Source organism: Streptomyces sp. NPDC008092 (genome assembly GCF_042957285.1).
Taxonomy (GTDB): Bacteria; Actinomycetota; Actinomycetes; order Streptomycetales; family Streptomycetaceae; genus Streptomyces.
This window is the reverse complement of the sequence record NZ_JBIBHY010000011.1, coordinates 327,750-352,775: the sequence shown is the minus strand read 5'-3', so window position 1 is coordinate 352,775 and position 25,026 is coordinate 327,750. Positions and strand designations below refer to the sequence as shown.

General features: G+C 69.2%; 22 protein-coding genes. 13 read left to right on the top strand and 9 right to left on the bottom strand.

The window, feature by feature from the left end:
• The first annotated feature begins 47 nt into the window (after positions 1-47).
• Both ACFZB3_RS33615 and ACFZB3_RS33610 read left to right on the top strand, forming a co-directional pair.
• Entirely contained in the window at positions 48-1,217 is a 1,170-nt protein-coding gene (locus ACFZB3_RS33615; protein WP_391382100.1) for a hypothetical protein, read from the top strand.
• Positions 1,214-2,203 carry a phosphotransferase family protein gene (locus tag ACFZB3_RS33610; protein WP_391382099.1) on the top strand — a complete coding sequence of 330 codons (990 nt, stop codon included), beginning with the start codon at positions 1,214-1,216 and terminating at the stop codon, positions 2,201-2,203. The genes ACFZB3_RS33615 and ACFZB3_RS33610 overlap by 4 nt, the downstream gene beginning before the upstream one ends.
• Here ACFZB3_RS33610 and ACFZB3_RS33605 read toward each other — a convergent pair.
• From ACFZB3_RS33605 to ACFZB3_RS33590, 4 genes are read right to left on the bottom strand one after another with little or no spacing between them, the layout of a single operon-like run.
• Entirely contained in the window at positions 2,178-2,954 is a 777-nt protein-coding gene (locus tag ACFZB3_RS33605) for a succinate dehydrogenase/fumarate reductase iron-sulfur subunit (RefSeq protein WP_391382097.1), read from the bottom strand. The genes ACFZB3_RS33610 and ACFZB3_RS33605 overlap by 26 nt on opposite strands.
• Positions 2,951-4,882, bottom strand: coding sequence for a fumarate reductase/succinate dehydrogenase flavoprotein subunit (locus ACFZB3_RS33600; RefSeq protein WP_391382095.1), 1,932 nt, complete (start codon positions 4,880-4,882; stop codon positions 2,951-2,953). Before ACFZB3_RS33600 ends, ACFZB3_RS33605 begins: the two co-directional genes overlap by 4 nt.
• Positions 4,882-5,703: a hypothetical protein gene (locus ACFZB3_RS33595; protein WP_391382093.1), complete on the bottom strand. Its 822-nt coding sequence runs from the start codon at positions 5,701-5,703 to the stop codon at positions 4,882-4,884. The genes ACFZB3_RS33600 and ACFZB3_RS33595 overlap by 1 nt, the downstream gene beginning before the upstream one ends.
• 49 nt (positions 5,704-5,752) lie before the next feature.
• A complete protein-coding gene (locus ACFZB3_RS33590) occupies positions 5,753-6,043 on the bottom strand; it encodes a hypothetical protein (protein ID WP_391382091.1) in 291 nt (96 codons plus the stop codon).
• Positions 6,044-6,369: 326 nt separating this feature from the next.
• On the opposite strand from ACFZB3_RS33590, the gene ACFZB3_RS33585 reads away from it, so the two are divergent.
• From ACFZB3_RS33585 to ACFZB3_RS33555, 7 genes are all read left to right on the top strand, one after another.
• Positions 6,370-8,634 (top strand): ABC transporter substrate-binding protein, encoded by a 2,265-nt coding sequence (locus ACFZB3_RS33585; protein WP_391382089.1) that lies wholly within the window; start codon positions 6,370-6,372, stop codon positions 8,632-8,634.
• 140 nt (positions 8,635-8,774) lie between these two features.
• Positions 8,775-10,682 (top strand): translational GTPase TypA, encoded by a 1,908-nt coding sequence (gene typA, locus ACFZB3_RS33580; protein WP_391382086.1) that lies wholly within the window; start codon positions 8,775-8,777, stop codon positions 10,680-10,682.
• Positions 10,683-11,377: 695 nt separating this feature from the next.
• Positions 11,378-12,412 (top strand): ABC transporter permease subunit, encoded by a 1,035-nt coding sequence (locus ACFZB3_RS33575; RefSeq protein WP_391382084.1) that lies wholly within the window; start codon positions 11,378-11,380, stop codon positions 12,410-12,412.
• Positions 12,413-12,499: 87 nt separating this feature from the next.
• Positions 12,500-14,311 (top strand): ABC transporter substrate-binding protein, encoded by a 1,812-nt coding sequence (locus ACFZB3_RS33570; protein WP_391382082.1) that lies wholly within the window; start codon positions 12,500-12,502, stop codon positions 14,309-14,311.
• A gap of 95 nt (positions 14,312-14,406) precedes the next feature.
• Entirely contained in the window at positions 14,407-15,387 is a 981-nt protein-coding gene (locus ACFZB3_RS33565) for an ABC transporter permease subunit (RefSeq protein ID WP_391382080.1), read from the top strand.
• A gap of 22 nt (positions 15,388-15,409) precedes the next feature.
• The gene (locus ACFZB3_RS33560; RefSeq protein WP_391382078.1) at positions 15,410-16,474 is read left to right on the top strand and encodes an oligopeptide/dipeptide ABC transporter ATP-binding protein; all 1,065 of its coding nucleotides are present in this window, start codon (positions 15,410-15,412) and stop codon (positions 16,472-16,474) included.
• Positions 16,475-16,487: 13 nt separating this feature from the next.
• Positions 16,488-17,597, top strand: a complete 1,110-nt coding sequence (locus ACFZB3_RS33555; protein WP_391382075.1) for an oligopeptide/dipeptide ABC transporter ATP-binding protein — start codon at positions 16,488-16,490, stop codon at positions 17,595-17,597.
• Between the two features lie 24 nt (positions 17,598-17,621).
• Here the strand turns inward: ACFZB3_RS33555 and ACFZB3_RS33550 are convergent, their stop codons facing one another.
• Positions 17,622-18,362 (bottom strand): methyltransferase domain-containing protein, encoded by a 741-nt coding sequence (locus tag ACFZB3_RS33550; protein ID WP_391382072.1) that lies wholly within the window; start codon positions 18,360-18,362, stop codon positions 17,622-17,624.
• A gap of 84 nt (positions 18,363-18,446) precedes the next feature.
• Between ACFZB3_RS33550 and ACFZB3_RS33545 the strand changes: the two genes are divergently transcribed.
• On the top strand, positions 18,447-18,836 hold the full coding sequence (locus ACFZB3_RS33545) for a VOC family protein (protein WP_391382070.1): 390 nt from the start codon (positions 18,447-18,449) through the stop codon (positions 18,834-18,836).
• Here ACFZB3_RS33545 and ACFZB3_RS33540 read toward each other — a convergent pair.
• Both ACFZB3_RS33540 and ACFZB3_RS33535 read right to left on the bottom strand, forming a co-directional pair.
• Complete coding sequence (locus ACFZB3_RS33540) at positions 18,776-19,018, bottom strand: DUF397 domain-containing protein (RefSeq protein ID WP_391382068.1); 243 nt, start codon at positions 19,016-19,018, stop codon at positions 18,776-18,778. The genes ACFZB3_RS33545 and ACFZB3_RS33540 overlap by 61 nt on opposite strands.
• Positions 19,019-19,026: 8 nt before the next feature.
• Entirely contained in the window at positions 19,027-19,845 is an 819-nt protein-coding gene (locus tag ACFZB3_RS33535; protein WP_391382066.1) for a Scr1 family TA system antitoxin-like transcriptional regulator, read from the bottom strand.
• A 230-nt stretch (positions 19,846-20,075) separates the two neighbouring features.
• Here ACFZB3_RS33535 and ACFZB3_RS33530 point away from each other — a divergent pair, with 230 nt between their 5' ends.
• The 3 genes from ACFZB3_RS33530 to ACFZB3_RS33520 all read left to right on the top strand — a co-directional run bounded on the left by ACFZB3_RS33530 (position 20,076) and on the right by ACFZB3_RS33520 (position 22,722).
• The gene (locus tag ACFZB3_RS33530) at positions 20,076-20,483 is read left to right on the top strand and encodes an ATP-binding protein (protein ID WP_391382064.1); all 408 of its coding nucleotides are present in this window, start codon (positions 20,076-20,078) and stop codon (positions 20,481-20,483) included.
• A complete protein-coding gene (locus ACFZB3_RS33525) occupies positions 20,483-21,391 on the top strand; it encodes a hypothetical protein (RefSeq protein ID WP_391382185.1) in 909 nt (302 codons plus the stop codon). Before ACFZB3_RS33530 ends, ACFZB3_RS33525 begins: the two co-directional genes overlap by 1 nt.
• Before the next feature lie 68 nt (positions 21,392-21,459).
• Positions 21,460-22,722 carry an MFS transporter gene (locus tag ACFZB3_RS33520; RefSeq protein ID WP_391382062.1) on the top strand — a complete coding sequence of 421 codons (1,263 nt, stop codon included), beginning with the start codon at positions 21,460-21,462 and terminating at the stop codon, positions 22,720-22,722.
• A 145-nt stretch (positions 22,723-22,867) separates the two neighbouring features.
• Here the strand turns inward: ACFZB3_RS33520 and ACFZB3_RS33515 are convergent, their stop codons facing one another.
• Both ACFZB3_RS33515 and ACFZB3_RS33510 read right to left on the bottom strand, forming a co-directional pair.
• On the bottom strand, positions 22,868-23,911 hold the full coding sequence (locus tag ACFZB3_RS33515) for a dipeptide ABC transporter ATP-binding protein (RefSeq protein ID WP_391382060.1): 1,044 nt from the start codon (positions 23,909-23,911) through the stop codon (positions 22,868-22,870).
• A gap of 26 nt (positions 23,912-23,937) precedes the next feature.
• Positions 23,938-24,978, bottom strand: a complete 1,041-nt coding sequence (locus ACFZB3_RS33510; RefSeq protein WP_391382057.1) for an oligopeptide/dipeptide ABC transporter ATP-binding protein — start codon at positions 24,976-24,978, stop codon at positions 23,938-23,940.
• Positions 24,979-25,026: the final 48 nt, after the last annotated feature.

The window sequence follows — 25,026 nt, the reverse complement described above, 5'->3', positions numbered from 1 at the left end:
ACCGGGGCGGAGACGGCCGGGGGACACCGAGAAAAGGGGGACCGAACATGGAACGGAGCCCGAACCCGGAGAGGGACCCAGCAACCACCGACAGACCGAACCCCACCCAGGCGCCACCCCAGGCCGCCCACACACCGACACCCCCGCCGAACCCACCCACCCCCGGGCCGCCACCCGCGCAGGGGCCGCCCGGCCGCGAAAGCCGCACGGGCCGGGCGGGTGGGAAAGCGAAAGTCGGCAGATGGACGCTACGCGTCCTCCTCGTGCTGCTGCTCCCCCTCCTCATCGCCGAGACCGCCCTCCGCATCAACTACGCCGGCGACCCGAAGGCCGGTACCTACAGCCGGAACCGGGACGCCCTCTGGCTCGGTCACGCGTGGGTCGACGGTCGTAGGACCGACGCCGACGTCACCGCCCTCGCCGCCCGGCTCGCGGATACCGGCATTCGCGACCTCTACGTCCATGCCGGACCGCTGGAACACAACGGCACGCTGCCCAAATCGGCCTATCCCAAGGCCCGTTGGCTGATAACAGCCGTGCATCGAAAACTCCCCGGCGTCCGGGTGCAGGCCTGGCTCGGGGACGAGGTCGCGCCCGAGAAGCCGGATGCCATGCACCTGGAGAAGAAGGAGACGCGGGACGCCGTCGTCGCGTCCGCCCGGCAGGTCGTCGGCGCCGGGTTCGACGGGGTCCACTTCGACCTGGAGCCCCTGCACTCCGGCGACCGCAACTACCTCGCCCTCCTCGACGCCCTGCGCCCCGCCACCCCGCTGCTCTCCGTCGCCGCACACCAGATCGATCCGCTCCCGGCCTTTCACTCCTTCTGGGGTACCGTCACCGGGCATCCGAAATGGTGGTCACAGGAATATTTCGGGCAGGTCGCCCGTCGGGTGGACCAGATCGCGGTGATGTCGTACGACACCATGCAGCCCCTGCAGAGCCTGTACGGCGGGTACGTCGCGCAGCAGACGAGCCTCGCGCTGGAGGTCACACCGGCGGACACCGATCTCCTCATGGGGCTGCCCTTCTACCGCGAGAACCGGTTCGGGCACTGGGCGCACGCCGAGACCGTGCCGGCGGCCGTGCGCGGGGTTCGGCTGGGACTGTCACGGACGGACCCGGATCGCGCTACCTTCGGCGTCGCCCTGTACGTCGACTTCGCCGCCACCGAGGATGACTGGACCTCTTATCGGAAGGACTGGGTCCGTACGCCATGACCATCGCTCGTGCCCACCTCACCCGTGACGACCTCGCGTCGCTCTCCCGCGAGGCCCTCGGCCGTGCTCCCGCGGCCGTCACCCGGCTGCGCGGAGGGAGCAAGAAAGGCGTCTACCGGCTCGCCCTCGACAACGGCCGCAGCGCGATCGCGTACGTCTGGTCCCCGGAGGAGGACTACTGGGGGCCCGCCGACGCCGACATCCGCGACCCCTTCGCACACGCCTCGGGTCTCGGCCTGTTCCTGTCCGCCCACGACCTGCTGACCGAACTCGGCGTGCGCACCCCGCGCCTGCTGTTCGCCGACGAGGACGCCCAGCACCTGTCCTCCTTCGCCGCCGTCGTCGAGGACGTCCGCGGCGGCAGCCTGGAGCTGCTGCTGCGCAGCGACCCGGGCGCCGCGAGGGTGCCGCTGGCCCGGCTGGCGGGGACGCTCGGCGTGCTCCGCGAGCACGTCTCCGCCGGGTACGGCAAGGCCGCCCTGGTGGAGGAGGGCGGGAAGCCGCTCGGCAGCTCCTGCGAACAGGTCGTCGCGGACCGCGCGATGCGCGACATCGCGGAGGTGGCCGAGCGGGACCACCGGGTGCGCGAGGCACGGCAGGCGCTGGCCGAGCGCGTGCACGAGCTGTACGACGCGGTCGAACCGCGCGACCACGCCTCCCTCGTGCACGGCGAACTCGGCCCGGACCACGTCCTGGTGACCGAGGAGGGCGATCCCGCGCTCATCGACATCGAAGGCCTGATGTACTTCGACGCCGAATGGGAGCACGCCTTCCTCCAGCTCCGCTTCGGGCCCGCCTACGACGTGCTGCGCACCGCCGACCTGGACGAGGACCGCATGGCGCTGTACCGGCTGGCGATGCACCTCAACCTCGTCGCGGGCCCCCTGCGGCTGCTGGACGGCGACTTCCCGGAGCGCGAGCCGATGCGGGACATCGCCGAGTCCAACCTGCGGCAGGTGCTCAGCCTCCTGCGGGGCGCCTCCTGATCTTCGAGCCGAGCCACACCAGCGGGTCGTACTTGCGGTCGACGGCCCGCTCCTTCAGGGGGATCAGGGCGTTGTCCGTGATGTGGATGCCCTCCGGGCAGACCTCCGTGCAGCACTTGGTGATGTTGCAGTAGCCGAGGCCGTGTTCGTCCTGGGCCGTGCGCTTGCGGTCCAGGCCGGAGGCGTCCGCCGCGTCCAGCGGGTGCATGTCCAGTTCGGCGACCCGCATGAGGAACCGCGGCCCGGCGAAGGCCGGCTTGTTCTCCTCGTGGTCACGGACGACATGGCAGGTGTCCTGGCACAGGAAGCACTCGATGCACTTGCGGAACTCCTGCGAGCGGTCCACGTCCTCCTGGTACATGCGGTACTCGCCGGGGCCGAGGCCGTCCGGCGGTACGAAGGACGGGACCTCCCTGGCCTTCTGGTAGTTGAAGCCGACGTCCGTGACGAGATCGCGGATCACCGGGAAGGCGCGCAGCGGGGTGACCGTGATGGTCTCGTCCGGTTCGAAGACGGACATCCGGGTCATGCACATCAGGCGCGGGCGGCCGTTGATCTCCGCCGAGCACGAACCGCACTTGCCCGCCTTGCAGTTCCAGCGGACGGCCAGGTCGGCGGCCTGGGTGGCCTGGATGCGGTGGATGATGTCGAGGACCACCTCGCCGTCGTTCACCTCGACCTTGAAGTCCTCCAGGCCGCCGCCCTCGACGTCGCCCCGCCACACCCGGAAGTGGGCCGTGTAGCCGCTCATTCGTACAGCTCCTCTTCGGCGAGGTACTTGACCAGCTCCTCCTTCTCGAAGAGGGCGAGCAGGTCGGCTCGGACGGGGTCGGTGGTCTCACGGGTGAGGTCGATCTGGCCGCGCTCCGGGTCGGTGGCGGCGAGCCCGCCGGTGGGGTCGGCCAGCCGGCAGAGCAGGTTGACGGGGCGCCACCGGCGGTCCATGACCGGGTGGTCCTCGCGGGTGTGGCCGCCGCGCGACTCGGTGCGCTCCAGCGCGGCGCGGGCCACGCACTCGCTGACCAGCAGCATGTTCCTGAGGTCCAGGGCGAGGTGCCAGCCCGGGTTGAACTGCCGGTGCCCCTCCACCCCGGCCCGGCGCGCCCGCACCCGCAGCTCGGCGAGCTTCTCCAGGGCCTGCTCCATCTCGCCCTCCCGGCGGATGATGCCGACCAGGTCGTTCATGGACTGCTGGAGCGCCTGGTGCAGGGTGTACGGGTTCTCCGGCGGGCCGGAGTCCGGTTCCTGGCCCTCCGCGGAGAAGGGCCGCAGCGCCTCGGCCGCCGCCGCGTCGATCTGCTCGTCGTCCACTTCCGGCCGCTCGTCCTGGTCGGCCGCGTGGTCGGCCGCGTGCCAGCCCGCCCGGCGCCCGAACACCAGCAGGTCGGAGAGCGAGTTGCCGCCGAGCCGGTTGGAGCCGTGCATGCCGCCGGCCACCTCACCGGCCGCGAACAGCCCCGGCACCCCGCGGGCGGCGGCCGTGTCGGAGTCGACGGCGACCCCGCCCATCACGTAGTGGCAGGTCGGCCCGACCTCCATCGCCTCCGCCGTGATGTCGACGTCCGCCAGCTCCTTGAACTGGTGGTACATGGACGGCAGCCGGCGCCGGATCACCTCGGCCGGCATCCGGGTCGACACGTCCAGGAAGACCCCGCCGTGCGGGGAGCCGCGGCCCGCCTTCACCTCGGAGTTGATCGCGCGGGCCACCTCGTCGCGGGGGAGCAGCTCCGGGGGACGCCGGTTGTGGTCCGGGTCCTCGTACCAGCGGTCGCCCTCCTCCTCCGACTCGGCGTACTTCTCCTTGAAGACGTCCGGGACGTAGTCGAACATGAACCGCTTGCCCTCGGAGTTCCTGAGCACCCCGCCGTCGCCGCGCACCGACTCGGTGACCAGGATCCCCTTCACCGACGGCGGCCAGACCATGCCGGTCGGGTGGAACTGCACGAACTCCATGTTCAGCAGGGGCGCCCCGGCCAGCAGGGCGAGCGCGTGCCCGTCACCCGTGTACTCCCACGAGTTCGACGTCACCTTGAACGACTTGCCGATGCCCCCGGTCGCGATGACGACGGAGGGCGCCTCCAGGACGAAGAAACGGCCGGTCTCCCGCTCGTACGCGAAGACGCCCGACACCCGGTTGCCGTCCTTGAGGATCCGGGTGACCGTGCACTCCTGGAAGACCTTGAGCCGGGACTCGTAGTCGCCGGTCTCCTTCTTGTCCTCCTGCTGGAGCGAGACGATCTTCTGCTGGAGGGTCCGGATCAGTTCGAGCCCCGTGCGGTCGCCCACGTGCGCGAGGCGCGGGTACTCGTGGCCGCCGAAGTTGCGCTGGGAGATCTTCCCGTCCTTGGTGCGGTCGAAGAGGGCGCCCCAGGTCTCCAGCTCCCAGACCCGGTCCGGGGCCTCCTTGGCGTGCAGCTCGGCCATCCGCCACTGGTTGAGGAACTTGCCGCCGCGCAGGGTGTCGCGGAAGTGCACCTGCCAGTTGTCGTGCTCGTTGACGTTGGCCATGGCCGCCGCGATGCCGCCCTCGGCCATCACCGTGTGCGCCTTGCCGAACAGCGACTTGCAGATCACCGCCGTACGGGCGCCGCGCTCCCGTGCCTCGATCGCGGCCCGCAGGCCCGCGCCGCCGGCCCCGATCACGACGACGTCCCACTCCTGCCGGTCCACCACGGGCATCAGAAAAACCTCGGATCGTCGAAGACACCGGACGCGAGCAGGTAGACGTAGAAGTCGGCGAGCGCCACGCTCACCAACGACGCCCAGGCGAGCTGCATGTGGCGGGCGTTGAGCTTGCCCACGAACTGCCAGGCCTTGTAGCGCACGGGGTGTTTGGAGAAGTGCTTGAGCTTGCCGCCGACGATGTGCCGGCAGGAGTGGCAGGACAGCGTGTACGCCCAGATCAGCACGATGTTCACCAGGAAGACCAGGGTGCCGAGGCCCATGTGGCCCCAGTTCTCGTGCGTGTCCCGGAACGACAGGACCGTGTCGTAGGTCAGCACGCCGGCGACCAGCAGGGCGAAGTAGAAGAAGTACCGGTGGACGTTCTGCAGGATCAGCGGGAAGCGGGTCTCGCCGGTGTACTTCGCGTGCGGCTCGGCCACCGCGCAGGCGGGCGGGGACGCCCAGAAGCTGCGGTAGTACGCCTTGCGGTAGTAGTAGCAGGTCAGCCGGAAGCCCAGCGGGAAGATCAGGATGATGATCGCCGGGGAGACCGCCCACCAGCTGCCGAAGAGGTCGGCGTTCGGGCCGGACGGCATGACCTTGCAGTTCTCGGCCAGACACGGCGAGTAGAACGGCGAGACGTACGGCGCCGAGTAGTAGTGCGCGTTCGAGAAGGCCCGCCACGTCGAGTAGACGACGAACGCGAACAGACCGGCCGCGGTGACGGCGGGCGCCAGCCACCAGCGGTCGGTCCGCAGGTGCGGGGCGGAGATCGCGGCGCGCGTACCGGTGTGTACGCCGCCGCTGTTCGGATGTGGTTCCGTACCAGTGGCCAAGGGGATGACTCCGGTCGGTTCGGGGGTCGGGGCCTGCGGGCGGGCGCTCCTAGGGGGCGCGCCGGTCGCGGGCGCCGAGACCCTCGTCGTCCGTGTCCGTCCACAGGTTGATGTCGTACGGGTCGTCGGAGATGGTCACGAGCTCGGGGCGCTTGCTCGGGGCGCCGGTGTGGGCCGCCTCCCGCAGCAGTGCCACGCTCTCGCGCAGGTGATCGGCGTCGGCGCGGACGCGGCGCATCTCCAGTCCGCCGCTCCCGAGCTGCTGCTCCAGGCGGCCGACGGACCGGTTCAGGTCTTCTAGGCAACGCTGGACTGACGTCAGGTCGTCGTGCACGGACATGACGTGACCTCACTTCCGCGGACTTCGATGTCCAAGGCGGCAACGTTCATGCGCCTGCGAGTGTTGCGCGTCACACCTGCCGATGTGAAGCCATGTGCAGCGATTGGCGGATTGCGCGCCTCCGTCGCACGCCCGCACGCGCTCTGTTCACGCCGGGATTGCGCCGCACGGGTGGGGTTTGACGGCCCCGGCCGCCGTGTCGTCCCCGGCCGACGGACCCCGTCCATTTCAGTGGGGTCCGTACTTCTGAGTACATGTGATCAACTCCAAAATACCCCCAAATGTGAACAGATCGCACCCAAGGGGCCTCCCGGAGGTAAGCAGAGATGTCTCACCAGGACGTCAGCCACAGCGCCCCTTCAGGGGCGCGGGGCGTCGTTGAATTTGCGGCTTCCGCCGCGTGGGCGCGACCAGCCACGACGGCGCCGCACCCGAACGACGGCAGCACCTCCCGGCGCCACCAGCGGACCGTCACCCGAGCCGTCGGCTTCCTCGCCGCAGGCGCCCTCGCCGTGCCCCTCCTCGCCGGCTGCGGCTCCGACGACGAGGCGAGCAAGCCCCTGGCCGGGCAGGACATCCTGCCGGTCGCCCGGGACGCGGTCGCCGAGGGCGGCACCCTGAAGCTGGCCGTGGACGCCGTACCGGAGACCCTCAACACCTTCCAGGCCGACGCCGACGCCGGCACCACCCGGGTCGCCCAGGCCGTCCTGCCGTCGATGTTCACCATCGACGCCACCGGGAAGCCGGTCCGCAACCCCGACTACCTGGAGTCCGCGAAGGTCATCGAGACCGAGCCCCGCCAGGTCGTCCTCTACAAGCTCGACCAGCAGGCCGTCTGGAGCGACGGCCGGGAGATCGGCGCCGCCGACTTCGCCGCCCAGTGGCGCGCCCTGTCCGGCAAGGACTCCGCCTACTGGACCGCCCGCAACGCCGGCTACGACCGCATCGCCCAGATCGAGCGCGGCGCCAACGACCTGGAGGTCCGGGTCACCTTCGACCGGCCGTACGCCGACTGGAAATCGCTGTTCTCGCCGCTGTACCCGAAGGACGTCATGGGCACCCCGGACGCCTTCAACGACGGCGCCCGGCGCAAGCTCACCGTCACCGCGGGTCCCTTCCGGGTCGACAAGGTCGACACCGCCAGGAAGGACGTGGTCCTCACCCGCAACCCGCGCTGGTGGGGACGCCCGGCCAAGCTCGACGAGATCGACCTGCACGCCGTGGACCGCGACAAGCGGGCCTCCGCGCTCGCCGCCGGCACCGTCGACGTCGCCGACATCGACGCCGCCGAGGCCGACCGGATCACCCTCGCCGGCCGCGAGAAGGGCACCGGCCTGCCGCTGCAGGGCGCCGGGAAGACCTCGGCCAAGAAGCTGCGGTCCTGGGCGCTGACCCTCGGCATGGACGAGGAGAAGCTGCCGAAGGGGCCGAAGAAGCTCCGCAGGAGCGTCGCGAAGTGGCTGGAGCAGCAGCACGAGCTGCGCGACTTCGGCGTCCGCAGGTCGCTGGAGCCCGCCTACACCCAGCTCGCCCTCAACGGCTCCGAGGGCCCGCTCGCCGACGAGCGGGTGCGCCGGGCCGTCGCCCGCGCCCTGGACCGCAAGGCGCTCGCCAAGCTGGTCCTCACCCCGCTGGGACTGCCCGCGGTGCCGGTCGGCAGCCACGTCGCCCTGTCCGGTCAGGCCGCCTACACCGACGGCAGCGGGGCGATCGGCGGCCTCGACACCCACGAGGCGCAGGCGCTGCTCGCCGACGCGGGCTGGGTGGTCGGCGGACCGGTCAAGGCCGGCGGCAAGGCGGCCGGCGCGGAGGACCAGAAGAAGGGCGACAAGAAGAAGGACGGCAGCGAGCAGGGCGACGAGTCGGACGGCGGGCACGACGGGCAGTACATCGTCGGCGAGGACGACAAGGCCTACGACAAGGACACCCGCGACCACCAGAAGGACCACGCGCACGGGGCGCCCGGGGCCTACGCGCCGAAGGGCACGGCGGCGCCCAGGGGCGCCGGGGCGCCGGCCGGGCCGCTGGCCAAGGACGGGAAGGCCCTCTCGCTGCGGTTCGTGCTGCCCTCGGGGCCGGGCTCGGAGACCCTCCAGGCGGTCGCCGGCCAGATCTCGCAGATGCTGGACCGGGTGGGCATCGCGACCGAGATCCAGAAGGTCTCGGACGACAGCTACTTCAAGGACCACATCGCGGCCGGGCAGTACGACCTCGCGCTGTACTCGTGGCCGTCGTCCGCGTTCCCGGCGACGGACGCGCGGCCGATCTACGCGAAGCCGGTGGTGGCGGCCGACGGCTCGCTGAACGTCGAGCAGAACTACACACGGGTCGGCACCGACCAGGTGGACCAGCTCTTCGACCAGGCGCTGGGCACCCTGGACGAGGACGAGGCGGACGGGCTGCTGCGCAAGGCGGACTCCAGGATCTGGGCGTCGGCGGGGTCGCTGCCGCTGTACCAGCGGCCGCAGCTCGTGGCCGCCCGGAAGGACCTGGTGAACGTGGGCGCCTTCGGCTTCCAGACCCCGGTCTACCAGGACATGGGCTTCCTGAAGAAGGGGGCGAACGCCTCGCCGAGCCCGAGCGGGAGGTAGGGCGGGGGCGGCCCGGCGAGCCCCTGCTGGAGAGTGCACGTACCATGGGGTGAGGCCGTGGCGTGTTCAGCCCGGCAGGGTCCGCGTAACACAGACGTACGCGCAGGCCCCTTCCTCACACTCCGGGAGTACGCCGCACTATGGCCACGCGCCACGACATCCGCAATGTCGCCATCGTCGCCCACGTCGACCACGGCAAGACGACCATCGTCGACGGCATGCTGAAGCAGGCCGGCGCGTTCGCAGCGCACCAGCTCGAAGGCGTCGACGACCGCATGATGGACTCGAACGACCTGGAGCGTGAGAAGGGCATCACGATCCTGGCCAAGAACACGGCGGTGAAGTACCACCCCAAGGACGGGGGGGACGTCATCACGATCAACATCATCGACACCCCCGGCCACGCCGACTTCGGCGGCGAGGTCGAGCGCGGCCTGTCGATGGTCGACGGTGTGGTCCTCCTCGTCGACGCCTCCGAGGGCCCGCTGCCGCAGACCCGGTTCGTGCTGCGCAAGGCGCTCCAGCAGCGCCTGCCCGTCATCCTGTGCATCAACAAGACGGACCGCCCGGACTCGCGCATCGACGAGGTCGTCAACGAGACGTACGACCTCTTCCTCGACCTGGACGCGGACGAGGAGCAGATCGAGTTCCCGATCGTCTACGCCTGCGGCCGCGACGGCATCGCCTCGCTGACCAAGCCGGAGAACGGCACGGTCCCGGCCGACTCCACCAGCCTGGAGCCGTTCTTCTCCACGATCCTGGAGCACATCCCGGCCCCGACCTACGACGAGGACGCCCCGCTCCAGGCCCACGTCACCAACCTGGACGCCGACAACTTCCTCGGCCGTATCGCCCTCCTCCGGGTCGAGCAGGGCGAGCTGCGCAAGGGCCAGACCGTCACGTGGATCAAGCGTGACGGCACGATGTCCAACGTGCGCATCACCGAGCTGCTGATGACCGAGGCGCTGACCCGCAAGCCCGCCGAGAAGGCGGGCCCCGGTGACATCTGTGCCGTCGCCGGTATCCCGGACATCATGATCGGCGAGACCCTCGCCGACACCGAGAACCCGATCCCGCTGCCGCTGATCACGGTGGACGAGCCGGCGATCTCCATGACCATCGGCACCAACACCTCGCCGCTGGTCGGCCGTGGCGGCACCGGCAAGGGCGCGGACAACAAGGCGGCCGTCAAGGACCGCAAGGTCACCGCCCGCCAGGTCAAGGACCGCCTCGACCGCGAACTGATCGGTAACGTCAGCCTCCGGGTCCTGGACACCGAGCGCCCCGACGCCTGGGAGGTGCAGGGCCGCGGTGAGCTGGCGCTGGCCATCCTGGTCGAGCAGATGCGCCGCGAGGGCTTCGAGCTGACCATCGGCAAGCCCCAGGTGGTCACCAAGGACGTCGACGGCAAGACGTACGAGCCCGTCGAGCGCATGACGATCGACGTGCCCGAGGAGCACATGGGCGCCGTCACCCAGCTCATGGGTGTCCGCAAGGGCCGGATGGACAACATGTCGAACCACGGCTCCGGCTGGGTCCGCATGGAGTTCGTGGTGCCGTCGCGCGGTCTCATCGGCTTCCGGACCGAGTTCCTGACCCAGACCCGTGGCACCGGCATCGGTCACTCCATCCACGAGGGCTTCGAGCCCTGGTTCGGCACCCTGCAGACCCGTAACAACGGCTCGCTGGTCGCCGACCGCTCCGGAGCCGTCACCGCCTTCGCGATGACGAACCTCCAGGAGCGCGGTGTGCTGTTCACGGACCCCGGCACCGAGGTGTACGAGGGCATGATCGTCGGTGAGAACTCCCGCTCCGACGACATGGACGTGAACATCACCAAGGAGAAGAAGCTCACCAACATGCGGTCTTCGTCGGCCGACTCGTTCGAGGCGATCGTGCCGCCGCGCAAGCTGTCGCTGGAGCAGTCGCTGGAGTTCTGCCGTGACGACGAGTGCGTCGAGGTGACCCCGGAGGCCGTTCGCATCCGCAAGGTGAACCTGGACGCCCGCGAGCGGGCCCGCGCCGCCAGCCGCGCCAAGCACGGCTGATCGGGCCTGATCGCCGGACACTTGAGCCCGGGTGCCCCCATGATGGGGGTACCCGGGTTTTTTGCAACCCGATTTCGAATGGGCGCGACTCGGCCAATCCTGGACCCGTGTCCGAAATGCGGAGATCCACGCCCGATAGCCATGTAACAAGTCCGTTTCGCGGCCTTCTCCCGTCGAACGCTTTGTCCATTTTTCGGAAGAACTACGCGCCAGCTGTGACTGAATTGAGATTTAAAGACAGTGGTCGGCACCTGGCTCATGGCAGATAGTTAGCCGCGTAGCGCTCGGGTCAATGGGTCTCGCGCTGTGGGGACAGCGCCCGACTCACGAGCACCAGGGGGTGTCTGGCCCTCCGTCAGGGGTGTCGGAGGGTGTGGACGGAAGCCTCCTGTCGGTGAACACGTGAAGTCATGAGGAGAAGTCCCATGTGCAGTGTCACAGGCACCAGGTGGGTTCTGGTTCCGTCGCCCGCTCCGGCCGTTCCGGCCGTCGCGTCCGACTGTCCTTGTTCGTCCGGCGGTTGGTCCTGAGACAGCGGCCGGCCGGGTAGCGCCGCCGCTCGCCTACGCGCGTCCGGCTGCGGTATTCCCGCTCGCCGCGGGGCGCTCTGACGCCTCATCGGATCATGCCGCGGCGGCCGTGTCCCTGTGCCGGCCGCCGGTTCGGCACACCCACACCTGTGAATTGGACGAACTGTGACAAGTCCTACGGACATTGAGGGCGGCGGAAGGTCGGTCGTCGTGGACGGCGGACCGGAGCCCGACACGAAGACCGGAACGGCGACGGTCGAGGGCCGGTCGCCGGGCCAGCTGATGTGGATCCGCTTCAAGCGCGACCGCACCGGTGTCATCTCGGCGTTCGTCGTGGCCTTCTTCTTCCTCGTCGCGGCGGCGGCCCCGCTGATCTCCAAGCTGTACGGCAAGGACCCGTACACGATCTACGCCGACGAACGCCCGGAACTCTTCGACAGCGCGGGTGTGCCGGTGCAGCCCAACGGCGGCATCAGCAGCGAGTTCTGGTTCGGTCTCGAACCGGGCAACGGCTACGACGTGTTCACCAAGCTGATCTACGGCATCCGGACCTCGCTGCTGATCTCCCTGGCGGTCACCGTCGCGGTCGTCGTCACCGGGATCCTCCTCGGTGTCACGGCGGGCTACCTCGGCGGCAAGACCGACTTCATGATCGGCCGGGTCATCGACTTCCTGCTGGCCTTCCCCTCGCAGCTGTTCTTCATCGCCAGCATGCCGGTCGTGGTCTCACTGTTCGTCAGCCCGCGCGACGAGACGCCGACCTACGTACGCGTGGTCGCCCTGATCGTCGTCCAGTGGGTGCTCGGCTGGATGAGCCTCGCCCGCATCCTGCGCGGTACGACACTCGCCCTGCGGGAACGGGAGTTCATCGAGGCGGCCAAGGTGAGCGGCGCCTCGCCCTGGCGGATCATCCGCAGGGAGATCCTGCCGAACGTGGTGACACCGCTGCTCGTGCAGGCCACGTACATCCTCCCCAGCTTCGTGACGATCGAGGCCGGTCTCTCGTTCCTCGGTGTCGGCATCGTCGAGCCCACCCCCGACTGGGGCCAGATGTTCTCCAAGGCCTCGACCGAGCTCGTCCTGCAGAACGACATCACGTACATGTTCTTCCCCGGCGTCTCGATGGTCGTCTTCGTCGTCGCCTTCAACCTGCTCGGGGACTCGGTCCGGGACGCCTTCGATCCCAAGACGGCGCGCTGACCGACAGTTGGTGGGCGTCCTCGCCCGGATACCGCACGGCCATTTCCTTCGCACCGGCGTACACACAGATGGGTGGAGACTTCAGTGATGAGTAGGGGCGGACGCCATGCATACGCCGCTTTGTCGATATTCGCGGCGGGGGCACTCGTGCTCAGCGGCTGCAGCAAAGGCGGCAGCAACGCCAGCGACAACGAGAAGAAGGACCAGCAGAACGCCAAGCGGCAGCAGGCCTCGATCAAGTTCGGTGACGCGGCTGACTCGACAGGTCCCGCGGCCGCCGTGCCGGGCGCGAAGACCGGCGGCACCCTGGAAGTGCTGCAGCGCGACTCGTACGCGCACCTCGACCCGGGGCAGATCTACGTCTCCGACGAGGGCTCGCTCGCCACACTGATCCACAGAGGTCTCACCGGGTACAAGTCCACCAACGACAAGGGCAGCGGGCACGAGGTCGTCGGCGACCTGGCCACCGACTCCGGTACCACCACGGACGGCGGCAAGACCTGGAAGTACACGCTCAAGGACGGCATCAAGTTCTCGGACGGGACGCCGATCACGTCCGCGGACTTCCGCCAGACCTTCGAGCGGCTCTTCGCGTCCTTCATCAACCAGGGCCCGACGTACCTCCAGCAGTGGCTGGCCGACACCAACGGTGCCGACTACCGCAAGCTGCTCCCGGACGGCCCCTACAAGGGCAAGCACCTGCCGGACAGCATCCTGGAGACGCCCGACAGCAAAACCATCATCTTCCACTTCAAGACGGCGCACCCGGACCTGCCGTACGCGCTCGCCATGGCCGGCTACGACGTCGTGTCCAAGAAGGGCGACACGAAGGAGAAGTACGACAAGGCCCCGGTGACGAGCGGCCCGTACAAGATCCAGTCGTTCAAGTCCGGCAAGTCGATGGTGCTGGTCAAGAACACCAACTGGGACCCGAAGACGGACCCGATCCGCAACCAGTACGTGGACCAGATGAACTTCACGTTCAACGTCCAGTACGAGGACTCCACCAAGGCCCTCCTGGCCGACACCGGCGCCGACCAGACCGGCATCAGCTTCAACAACTCGGTGGACGCCGGCAACATCACCAAGGTGCTCGGCGGCGACGCGACCGTGAAGGCCCGTACGGTCGCCGGCTACCAGCCCTACGTCGGCCAGATCAACATCAACCAGTCCCACGCGGCGCTCAAGGACAAGGCGGTCCGTCAGGCCATCGCCTACGCCCTGCCGATCACCCCGATCATCCGCGCGTTCGGCGGCAGCGCCGCCGCCGAGGTGGCCGGCGGCTACATCAGCCCGACCGTCAGCGGCTACGACGCCTCCTTCGACCCGTGGGGCAAGAAGAAGAACCCGGGCGGTGACGCGGCCAAGGCCAAGGCGCTGCTGAAGAAGGCCGGCAAGCTCGGTCTGAAGCTGACCTACGGCTACCAGAACACGCCCGAGGGCCAGCAGTACTCCACCGCCATCGCCGCGGCCCTGGAGAAGGCCGGCTTCAACGTGCAGCGGCAGGACATCCCGGCCGAGACCTACTACGACCAGGTCGGCAAGGTCGACAACAACTACGACATCTACGCCTCCGCCTGGGGCGCCGACTGGCCGTCCGCCTCGACCGTGATCCCGCCGCTGTTCGACGGCCGCGCGATCGCCGACGGCTCGCCGAACTACTCGCACGTCAACGACCCGAAGGTCAACGCGGACATCGACGCCGCGAACAAGATCACCGACCCGGTCAAGTCGGCGGCCGCGTGGGAGGCGATCGACCAGTACCTGGTCAAGGACGTCATCAACGCCGTTCCCACCATCGACTACAAGCAGGTCCAGATCGCCGGTTCCAAGGTCGGCGGCATGGTCTACGACGACGTGATCGGCGGCATCGACCCGCGTCGCCTGTACATCAAGTAACCCCATCCGCCAGCCCGGTACCCGGTGCGTGAGCCCCTCGGGGCGACACCGCACCGGGTACCGCCCGGCCCGCCGACGTCAGAAAGCCCCCTCGCATGCTGCGCTTCCTCGTCCGCCGGATCCTCGGTGCCGTCGTCATCCTCTTCTTGTTGAGCATCGTGACGTTCCTGCTGTTCTTCGGGATGCCACGCGACCCGGCCCTGCTGATGTGCGGCAAGACGTGCAATCCGACCAGCCTCGCCAACATCCACCATGTGCTCGGCCTCGACAAGTCGATCCCCGAGCAGTACTGGATCTTCCTGCACAACCTGATCCTGGGGAGCGACAAGTTCGCCCAGGGCCCCTGCCCCGCCCCCTGCTTCGGGTACTCGTACCACACCAACGACCAGGTCTGGGCGACCATGATGGACCGTCTGCCCACCACGCTCTCGCTGACCCTGGGCGCCTCCGTGGTCTTCCTGTTCGTGGGTCTGGGCACCGGCATGCTCGCCGCGTGGAAGCGGGGGACCCTGCTCGACAAGACGGTCACCGCCGGCTCGATGGTGATCAGTTCGATGCAGATCTACTTCCTGGGCCCGCTGGCGCTCGCCGCGCTGGTCTACCAGTCCCACATCTTCGACAAGCCCGCCTACAACGACTTCACCGCGAACCCGGTCACCTGGTTCACCGGGCTGATCATCCCGTGGGTGGTGCTGTCCACGATCTTCGCCTCGCAGTACACCCGTATGGCGCGCTCGTCGATGATCGAGCAGCTCCAGGAGGAACACGTACGCACCGCCCGCGCCAAGGGCATGTCCCGCAGATACGTCTTCTTCCGCTACGCCTGGCGTGGCTCGCTCATCCCGATCGTCACCATCTTCGGTATCGACCTCGGGGCACTGCTCGGCGGTGCCATCATCACGGAGTACACCTTCGGACTGCCCGGCCTCGGGCGCCTCGCGGTGGAATCCGTGCAGTTCAGCGATCTGCCGCTGCTGCTCGGCGTCATGCTGTTCTCCGCCTCCATGATCCTGCTGTTCAACATCCTCGTCGACGCGTGCTACGCGTTCATCGACCCGCGCGTCCGGCTGTCCTAGGCCGGGCAGGAGGAGAACCGTCGTGACCACTCTGACCAAGGACGCCGGCGCCCCCGGGCCGGCCGACACGGGTGCCTTCCTCTCGGTGCGGGACCTGCACGTCAGCTTCAAGACCGAGGACGGCATCGTGAAGGCCGTGGACGGGCTGTCGTTCGACGTGGAGCGAGGCAGGACACTCGGCATCGTCGGCGAGTCGGGCTCCGGGAAGTCGGTCACCAACCTGACCGTCCTCGGCCTGCACAACCCCCAGTTCACCACGGTCGAGGGCGAGATCCTCCTGGACGGCCAGGAGTTGATCACCGCCCGCGAGTCCGAACTGGAGAAGGTGCGCGGCAACAAGGCCGCCATGATCTTCCAGGACCCGCTCACCGCGCTGTCGCCGTACTACACGGTCGGCCGGCAGATCGCCGAACCGTTCATGAAACACCGGGGCGCCTCCAAGCGGGCGGCCTGGGACCGGGCGGTCGAGATGCTCGCCAAGGTCGGCATCCCCAACCCGAAGGAGCGGGCGAAGGACTACCCGCACCAGTTCTCCGGCGGTATGCGGCAGCGCGCGATGATCGCCATGGCCCTGGTCTGCGACCCGGACCTGCTCATCGCCGACGAGCCGACCACCGCCCTGGACGTGACCGTCCAGGCGCAGATCCTCGACCTGCTCAAGGACCTGCAACAGGAGTTCGGATCGGGCATCATCTTCATCACCCACGACCTGGGGGTGATCGCCGACATGGCCGACGACATCATGGTGATGTACGCGGGCAGCGCGGTGGAGCGTGGCACGACGAACGAGGTCCTGCGCGCGCCCCAGCACCCCTACACCTGGGGCCTGCTGAACTCGATGCCACGCCTCGACTCCGACCTGGGCACGCCGCTGAGCCCGATCCCCGGTACCCCGCCCTCCCTGCTGACCCCGCCCTCCGGCTGCCGCTTCCATCCGCGCTGCACCTTCCAGGACCGGGTGGCGGGCGCGGGGCGCTGTGTGAACGAACGCCCCCTGCTGGCTCCCGACCGGGCCTCGGCATGCCACCTGACGGCGGACCAGAAACGCACCATCTTCCTCGAAGAGATCAAGCCCCGGCTGGGCTAGGAGACGACACGTCATGACCCAGGACATGGTCCTTCCCGCCTCGCGCGAGGCGGCCGCCGGCGAACCGCTCCTTGAGGTCTCCGGCCTGACGAAGTACTTCCCGGTCAAGGGCGGCTTCCCGATCCGACGCACGGTCGGGCAGGTCCAGGCCGTGGACGGCATCGACCTGACCGTACGGGTGGGGGAGAGCTTCGGCCTGGTCGGCGAGTCCGGCTGCGGCAAGTCCACGACCGGCCGCCTGATCACCCGGCTGCTGGAACCGACGGACGGCACGATCAGGTACCGCGGCCAGGAGATCGGCCATGCCTCACGCAGGCAGCTGGCGCCGATCCGCTCCGAGATCCAGATGATCTTCCAGGACCCGTACTCGTCGCTGAACCCGCGGCAGACGGTCGGCAAGATCATCTCGGGCCCGATGGAGATCAACGGCATAGAACCGGAGGGCGGCCGCGAGAAACGCGTACGCGAACTCCTCGAAATCGTCGGCCTGAATCCGGAGCACTTCAACCGCTTCCCGCACGAGTTCTCCGGCGGCCAGCGCCAGCGCATCGGCGTGGCCCGCGCCCTGGCCCTGGAACCGAAGCTGATCGTCGCCGACGAACCGGTCTCCGCCCTGGACGTCTCCATCCAGGCGCAGGTGGTCAACCTCCTCCAGCAGGTCCAGAAGGAACTGGGCATCGCGTTCCTGTTCATCGCCCACGACCTGGCGATCGTGCGGCACTTCTCGCAGCGCGTCGCGGTGATGTACCTCGGCAAGATCATCGAGGTCGGCGACCGGGAGGCGATCTACACCCGCCCCCGCCACCCCTACACCCACGCCCTCCTGTCCGCCGTCCCCGAGGTCAGCCTCACGGACGACGGCGACTCGGCGGGCCGCGAACGCATCCGCCTGGCCGGCGACGTCCCGTCCCCGATCTCCCCGCCCTCCGGCTGCCGCTTCCGCACCCGCTGCTGGAAGGCGCAGGACAAGTGCGCGACGGAGGAACCCCCGCTGGTCCGGATCTCCGGCAACCACGAGGGCCACCTCACCGCCTGCCACTTCCCGGAGGACCCGACCACCGAGGCCCGCGACGAGGACATCGTGCTGGATCCGGCGCTGCAGGCGCTGGAGGAGGAGGGGTAGGGCCGCCGTGCGCAGCGGGACGGGTCAGGCGCGCCGGGCGACCGTGATGATCTCGGGGCTGCCGGGGGAGAGCGGCCCGCGCGCCCAGTCCCCGTACTGCTCGACGACCTCCAGACCGGCATCGCCCAGGAAACCGGCGAGGGCGTCGGGCCCGAGGAAGCGCAGGGTGGACCGGCACACCTGGGGCCGGGGCCAGGGCGCCCCGTCGTACGTCTCCGTGAAGGTCACCCGCTCTCCGCTGGGCACCCCCTCGACCTCGTGCCAGACCCGGACGGCGCTGCCGTCCGGGCCGGTGACGTGCCGCACGCGGTCGGGGGTCCAGCCCTCCCAGGCCCGCGCGCCGGGGTTGCGGGTCTCGAACACGAAGCGGCCGGTCGCGGACAGCGCGGCGCGCACGGCGGCCAGCGCGGTCCGAATCTCTTCGTCCCCCAGCAGTTCCTGGAACGCGTGACCGGTCATGACGACGAGGCCGAAGCCCTCGGCGTCCCAGCGGCGGGTACGCAGATCACCGAGCAGCCACTCGACGGCGGGCTCTTCGCCCCGCGCCTGCACCAGCATCGCGGCGGCCGGATCGAGCCCCGCGAGCCGCCCGCCGTGCCCTTCCCCACGCGCCCGCCGCAGCAGCCGCCCGGTACCGCAGCCCACATCGAGCACCGACCCGGCGGCCATCACCAGGTCCAGGTAGAAGTCGTCACCCGGCCCCCACGGGTTGAGGCTGTCGTAGAGCGCGGCGAGCGAGAGATCCGCGTACGAATGATCGACCACCGCGGCAGTGTGCCACATGATGTTGAACGAGGGGTCAGGAACGGGCCTCTTCTTGAGCTTCTATCAACTTCCTTGGGGCTGCGGGTGCTTCATCACGTCGAGCTGTGGGTGCCGGACCTGGACCGGGCGGGGGAGTCCTGGGGCTGGCTGCTCGGAAGCCTGGGCTGGACGCCGTACCGGGACTGGCCGGACGGACGGAGCTGGCGGCTGGGGGAGACGTACGTGGTGGTCGAGCGGTCACCGGCGATGCGGGACGGCGGCGCCGGGTACGACCGCATGCGGCCCGGCCTGAACCACCTGGCGTTCCACGTACCGGACCGGGCGACGGCCGACGCGCTCGCGGAAGCGGCCCCGGCCCATGGCTGGACCCTGCTCTTCCCGGACCGCCATCCGTTCGCCGGCGGCCCGGACCACTACGCGGCGTACCTGGAGAACGAGGACGGCTTCGAGGTGGAGCTGGTGGCCCGGGGGTGAACGGCCTGCATGGCGCCGACGAAGGCGGCGAAGGTGCGGGGGCGGAAGGTGAGGGTGGCTCTGGTGGGGGTTTTGGAGTCGCGGACGGATATGTGGGTCCCCCGGTGAGCGACTTCGACGCAGTCGTTTCCCTCGCCTCCGCCGGAGAATGACGACTTCTTCCATGCGGTGGGGGCGATCATGCCGATCCTCACAGCTCCTTGGCCAACTGATGGATGAGCTCGCGCGATTGCCGCGCCGGCAGGGCCTGCTCCTTCACCTTACGGAAAAGCTTTCGAAAGTGCTCCAGTTGGGCCTCGGAGTCTACGAACGCCGTTCCGTGCGGGGCGTCACGCACGACGGTGTCGAGCCGAGGGACCGCTCCTCCCAGGTACACCATGCTGCTACCTGCGCCGGCGAAGTCGTCGAGTGCGAACGGGACGACCCGAACGATCACATGCTCGGCCTCGGACATGTCTAGGATGCGCGTCAGTTGGGCCCTGGTTGCATCGCGTCCGGCCACCTTGAGGCGTAGGGCCGCTTCGTGGATCACGGCTTCGTACGGCGTGGGGTCGGGGCCGTTGACGACGACCCTCCGCTTCATCCGGTGCTCCACTCGCAGGTCCACCTCGGTGTCCGGGAACTCCGGGTTCATGAAGGCGAAGAGCGCTCTGGCGTAGGCCTCCGTCTGGAACAGGCCCGGCACATGGATGACCGCCACATCGTGGCGGAACCTGGCGTGATGGTCCAGCTCGGCGAGGTCCTGGTACGCGGCGGGGAGGACGCCCCGGTACTCCTCCCACCAGCCACGCGTGCGGTCGGTCGCCAAGGCCGCCAGGGCGTCGATCAACTCCTGATCTGGACAGGTGTAGTTGGCCGCGAGTCGACGAACCCGCTGTTCGCTCACTCCGGCGATTCCGGATTCCATCTGGCTCATCTGAACTGAGTTCACTCCGAGCAGGCCCGCGGCCTCGGTCGCCTTGAGCCCGGCGGCTTCGCGCAGCCTTCGGAGTTCGGTCCCCAGGCGCATCTGGCGTGCCGTCGGGTGCCGTCGTGCTGGCAAGGCGTCCCTCTTTCCTCAACGTCCGTGGTGGGGCCACTCGTTCGGAGGCCAGATTACGCGATGCGCTTGCGGCGAATGAAATTTATGACCTACCTTCAGTGACGTAATGCACACGCTGTGGAAGTGCACCGCACCGTTGCTGTGCGGCGATGCCACCGTGCGTGAATTCCCCTTCACCTGACCGGAGTTGATGACGCATGCCCGAGACCTGGGACTACACGCTCTACATCCCCAACGACCTGAGAGCGGTCACGATCTCCCGCCGCACCCTGCGTCTGATCCTGACCATGCACGGGCTCATCGGTCTGGTGGACACGGCGGAGCTGCTGGCTGCGGAGCTGGTCTCCAATGCCGTGCGGCACACGAAGGGGCCGGCGGCGCTGAGGGTCCGGCGTTCTCCGGAGGGGGTGGTGTGGATCGGGGCGTGGGACGCGGATCCCGTGCCTCCGGAGCCGCCGGGGTCGTTGGAGGCGGTGGCGGGCCTTGAGGAGGCGGGGCGGGGGCTGGGGCTGGTGGTCGCGTGTGCGGACTGCTGGGGCTGGCAGCCGTCGTCCCGCTTCGGTGACCGGGGCAAATACGTGTGGTGCGAGTTGGGGGTGGCGTGATGGTGGGGTCTACGCATGAGGCGCTGCACCGGATCTTCCAGAAGGATCCGGCGCTGCTGACCCGTGCTCTGCAGCAGGTGCTGTGTCTGCCGTTTCCGGAGCCGCGGGAGGTCGTCGCGCTGAACGTCGATCTCACGGAGGTCGAACCGGTGGAGCGTCGGGTGGACACGTTGTTGCGGGCGGAGACGGATGACGGGACGTACCTCCTGGTCATCGAGTCCCAGGGGGAGGTGGACAGCCGTAAGCGGGGGAGCTGGCCGTACTACCTGTCGTATCTGTACGAGAAGTACCGCTGTGAGCCGGTGCTGATCGTGGTCACGCAGAGCAGCGCCACGGCACGATGGGCGGCCCAGCCGATCCGGTTCGGATTTCCGGGGTGGGAGTCGTTGACGGTGCGTCCGCTGGTGCTGGGGCCGGACAACGTGCCGGTGATCGCGGATGCGCGGGCGGCCGAGGACGACGTACCTCTTGCGGCGCTTTCGGCCATGACACATGGGCGGGGTCCCCAGGCCGCCGCCATACTGGAATCGCTGGCAACCGCCCTGAAGACCATTGACGCAGACAGCGCCGCGACCCTGGTGCAGTTCGTCGACTCGTGCCTGGCCGATCCCCGGGCGAAGCAGATGTGGAGGGACCTGATGACGGACATCCAGTACTTCTGGCGGCACCCGCTGGCGGAGCAGGTACGCGAGGAAGGGCGCGAGGAGGGGCGTGAGGAAGGGCGCGAACAAGGGCGGGCCGAGGCGAAGGCCGAGACGGTGCTTCAGATTCTGCAGTGGCGCGGCATTTCGGTGAGCTCTGCCGTCAGCGAGCGGGTGAAAGCCTGTCGGGATCTGGATCAGCTGGAGACCTGGGCACAGCGGGCGATGCACGTCGCGAATGCCGCGGAGCTGTTCGCCGAGGAGTGAGCGCACTTGGCGTGAAGGGTGCGTGACGGGGACCTGCCCGAGGCGGCCAGAGCGTAAGGTGCCCGTCCATGTCTGCCGCTGAGCACCCTCCGTCCTCCCTGCTGCGCAACACCGCTTTCGTGCGCCTCGCGTCCGCCCGGGTCATCTCCGTCCTCGGCAACGGGTTCGCCCGGATCGCGCTGGCTTTCGCGGTGCTCTCGCTGCCCGGGTCGACCCCGGGGGACCTGTCGCTCGTCGTCGCCTGCCAGGCGGTCCCGCAGCTCGCGCTGGTCCTCGTCGGGGGCGTGATCGCGGACCGGGTCTCCCGCTCGGCGCTGATGGCCGTGGCGGACCTGCTGGGTGCGCTGTCCTACGGCGGCCTCGCGGCCATGGTGCTCAGCGGCCATGCCCCTGTCGCCGCGCTGTGCGCACTCGCCGTCACGGCGGGCACCGCGACCGCTCTCTTCGCGCCCGCGATGGACGGGGTCGTCCCGCAGCTGGTGCCGTCCGGGGTCCTCCAGCGGGCCAACGGCCTGCTGCGGGTCGGCACCAACACCGCACTCCTGCTGGGGCTGGCGCTGTCGGGCGTGACCGTCGCATGGGTCGGCGCGGGCTGGGCGCTGGCCGTCAACGGGCTCTCCTTCGTGGTCAGCGCCGCACTCACCTCCTCCCTGCGGCTGCACCGGCGGCCGCGGAAGGCCGCCTCGGGCTGGGCCGATCTGCGCGAGGGCTGGCGGGAGTTCGCCTCCCGGCAGTGGCTGTGGGTGGTCGTCGTCCAGTTCTCCCTGGTGATGGCGGCGACGAACGCCAACGCCGGCGTACTGGGTCCGCTGGCCGCGAGCGCCCACTTCGGCGGGGCCCGCGCATGGTCGCTGGTGGTGGCCGCGCAGGCGCTCGGGGCCGTGGCGGGCGCCGGGATCGCGGCCCGCGCGAGGGTGACCCGGCCCATCCTGGCGGCGGTTCTGTTCACCCTCCCGTCCGCCCTGCCGCCTGCCCTCCTCGGCGCCGGAGCACCTCTGTGGGCCGTTGTCGCGGGCGCCTTCACCGCCGGAGTCAGCCTGGACTTCTTCGGCGTGCTGTGGTCCACCACCATGCAGCGCGAAGTCCCCGAGGAAGCCCTGTCCCGCGTCAGCTCCTACGACTGGTTCGGCTCCCTCAGCCTCGCTCCGCTCGGCCTCGCGCTGGCAGGACCCGCCGCCGACGCCTTCGGCACCGACCGGATACTGATCGTCTGCGCCGCCCTGATCGTCACCGCGACCCTCGCCGCGCTCCTGTCGCCAGGGGTGCGGTCGCTGCGGGCGGCTCCGGCGGCGGACCGGCCGGAGCTCCTCGAAGCCGGTACGCCTTCCTGATTCCTGAAGGCGCCCGGTGGCAACGAGAAGGGCCCGCACCTGGGGAGGTGCGGGCCCTTGCTCCCCTGGAGCGGACGTTCGGGCTCGGGTCAATGGGCCGATGAAAGTCCGTTCCGCAGGCGGCGGCTGACGGAAAAGGGGTGTGTCAGGCCGCGGCCTCGGGGTCCTTGGAGAGACGCGGGGCGGGAATCGTGTCCTGCGCCTCAGGGTAGTGGCACGCGGTGAGGTGGCCGGGCTTGTTGCCGTCGGCCTGGACCAGCGGCGGGGCCTCCGTCGCGCACTTCTCCGTCGCCTTCCAGCAGCGGGTGCGGAAGCGGCAGCCGGAGGGCGGGTTGATCGGGGACGGGACGTCACCGACCAGGCGGATCCGCTCGCGCGGCTCCACGTCCACCGTCGCCTCGGGCACGGCGGACAGCAGGGCCCGCGTGTAGGGGTGGCGCGGGTTGTCGTACAGGTCCTCGCGGTCGGCGATCTCCACGATCTTACCGAGGTACATCACCGCGACGCGCTGTGAGAAGTGCCGCACGATCGCGAGGTCGTGGGCGATGAAGACGAAGGCGATGCCCAGTTCCTTCTGGACCTTCTGGAGAAGGTTCACGACCTGCGCCTGGATGGAGACGTCGAGCGCCGACACCGGTTCGTCGGCGACGATCAGCTTCGGTTCCAGGGCGAGCGCGCGGGCCACGCCGATGCGCTGGCGCTGGCCGCCGGAGAACTCGTGCGGGAAGCGGTTGAAGTGCTCCGGGTTCAGGCCGACGATCTCAAGGAGCTCACGGACCCGGTTCTCGCGACCGCCGGCCGGGTTGATGTTGTTGATCTCCATCGGGCCGGCGACGATCTTGCCGACCGTCTGGCGGGGGTTCAGCGAGGCGTACGGGTCCTGGAAGATCATCTGGATCTCGGACCGGATCGGGGCCAGCTGCCTGCGGTTGGCGTGCGTGATGTCCTGGCCGCGGTAGGTGACCTTGCCGCCGGTCGGCTCCAGCAGGCGGGTGATCAGCCGGCCGGTGGTCGACTTGCCGCAACCGGACTCGCCGACCAGGCCCAGGCTCTCGCCCTCGGCGACCTGGAAGTCCAGGCCGTCCACGGCCTGCACCGCGCCGACGGTCCGCTTGATCGGGAAGCCGCCCTTGATCGGGAAGTGTTTGGTCAGCCCGGAGACGTCCAGGAGGGGGTTGGTGTTGCTCATGGTCGTGAAGTCCCGTCTCGTGTCCGTCAGTTGTGGCCGGCAGCGGCCGCGTAGTCGGCGAAGAGTTCGTCTCGCTGGCTCAGTTCCAGGTGGCAGGCGGAGCCGCGGCCCTCGACCAGTTCGAGCACCGGGCTCTCGCTGGAACACTTGCCGCCCGCGACCTTGTCCACGAACGCGCAGCGCGGGTGGAAGCGGCAGCCGGACGGCGGGTTGAGCAGTGACGGCGGCGACCCGGGGATCGGCGACAGCGGGACGTCCACGGGTCCGTCGAGGCTCGGCATGGAGTTGAGCAGGCCCAGGGTGTACGGGTGCTGCGGTGCGCCCAGTACCTGCTTCTTGGTGCCGCGCTCCACGCACCGGCCGCCGTACATCACCAGGACGTCGTCCGCGATGTCGGCGATGACACCGAGGTCGTGGGTGATGAAGATGATCGCCGTGCCGAACTCCTGCTGGAGATCCTTGAGGAGGTCCATGATCTGGGCCTGGACGGTCACGTCGAGGGCGGTGGTCGGCTCGTCGGCGACCAGTAGCTCGGGGTCGCAGACCAGCGCCATCGCGATCATCGCGCGCTGGCGCATACCGCCGGAGAACTGGTGCGGGTAGTCGTCCACCCGGACGTCCGGCTGCGGGATGCCGACGCGCTTCAGCATCTCGATCGCCCGCTCTCGCGACTCCTTCTTGGAGGCGCCGGTGTGCTTGCGGTACACCTCGGAGATCTGCGTGCCGATGGTGTGGTACGGCGACAGCGAGGCCAGCGCGTCCTGGAAGATCATCGACATCTTGTTGCCGCGCAGCTTCTCCAGCTCCCGCTCGGAGGCCGTGAGCAGCTCCTTGCCGTCGAGCAGGATCTCGCCCTCGATCGCCGTACGGTCGCGGTCGTGGAGGCCCAGGATCGTCAGGTTGGTGACGGACTTGCCGGAGCCCGACTCACCGACGATGCCGAGCGTCTTGCCCTTGGCGATGTCGAAGGAGAGCCCGTCGACGGCCTTGACGATGCCGTCCTCGGTGGAGAAGTGGACCTTTAGGTCCTTGACGGAAAGGAACGGCTGCTGATCGGTGCTCGTCACGGTGACGCTCCTGGGGGTGATGCGGGGGGTAGGGGTTACGGGCGGAGG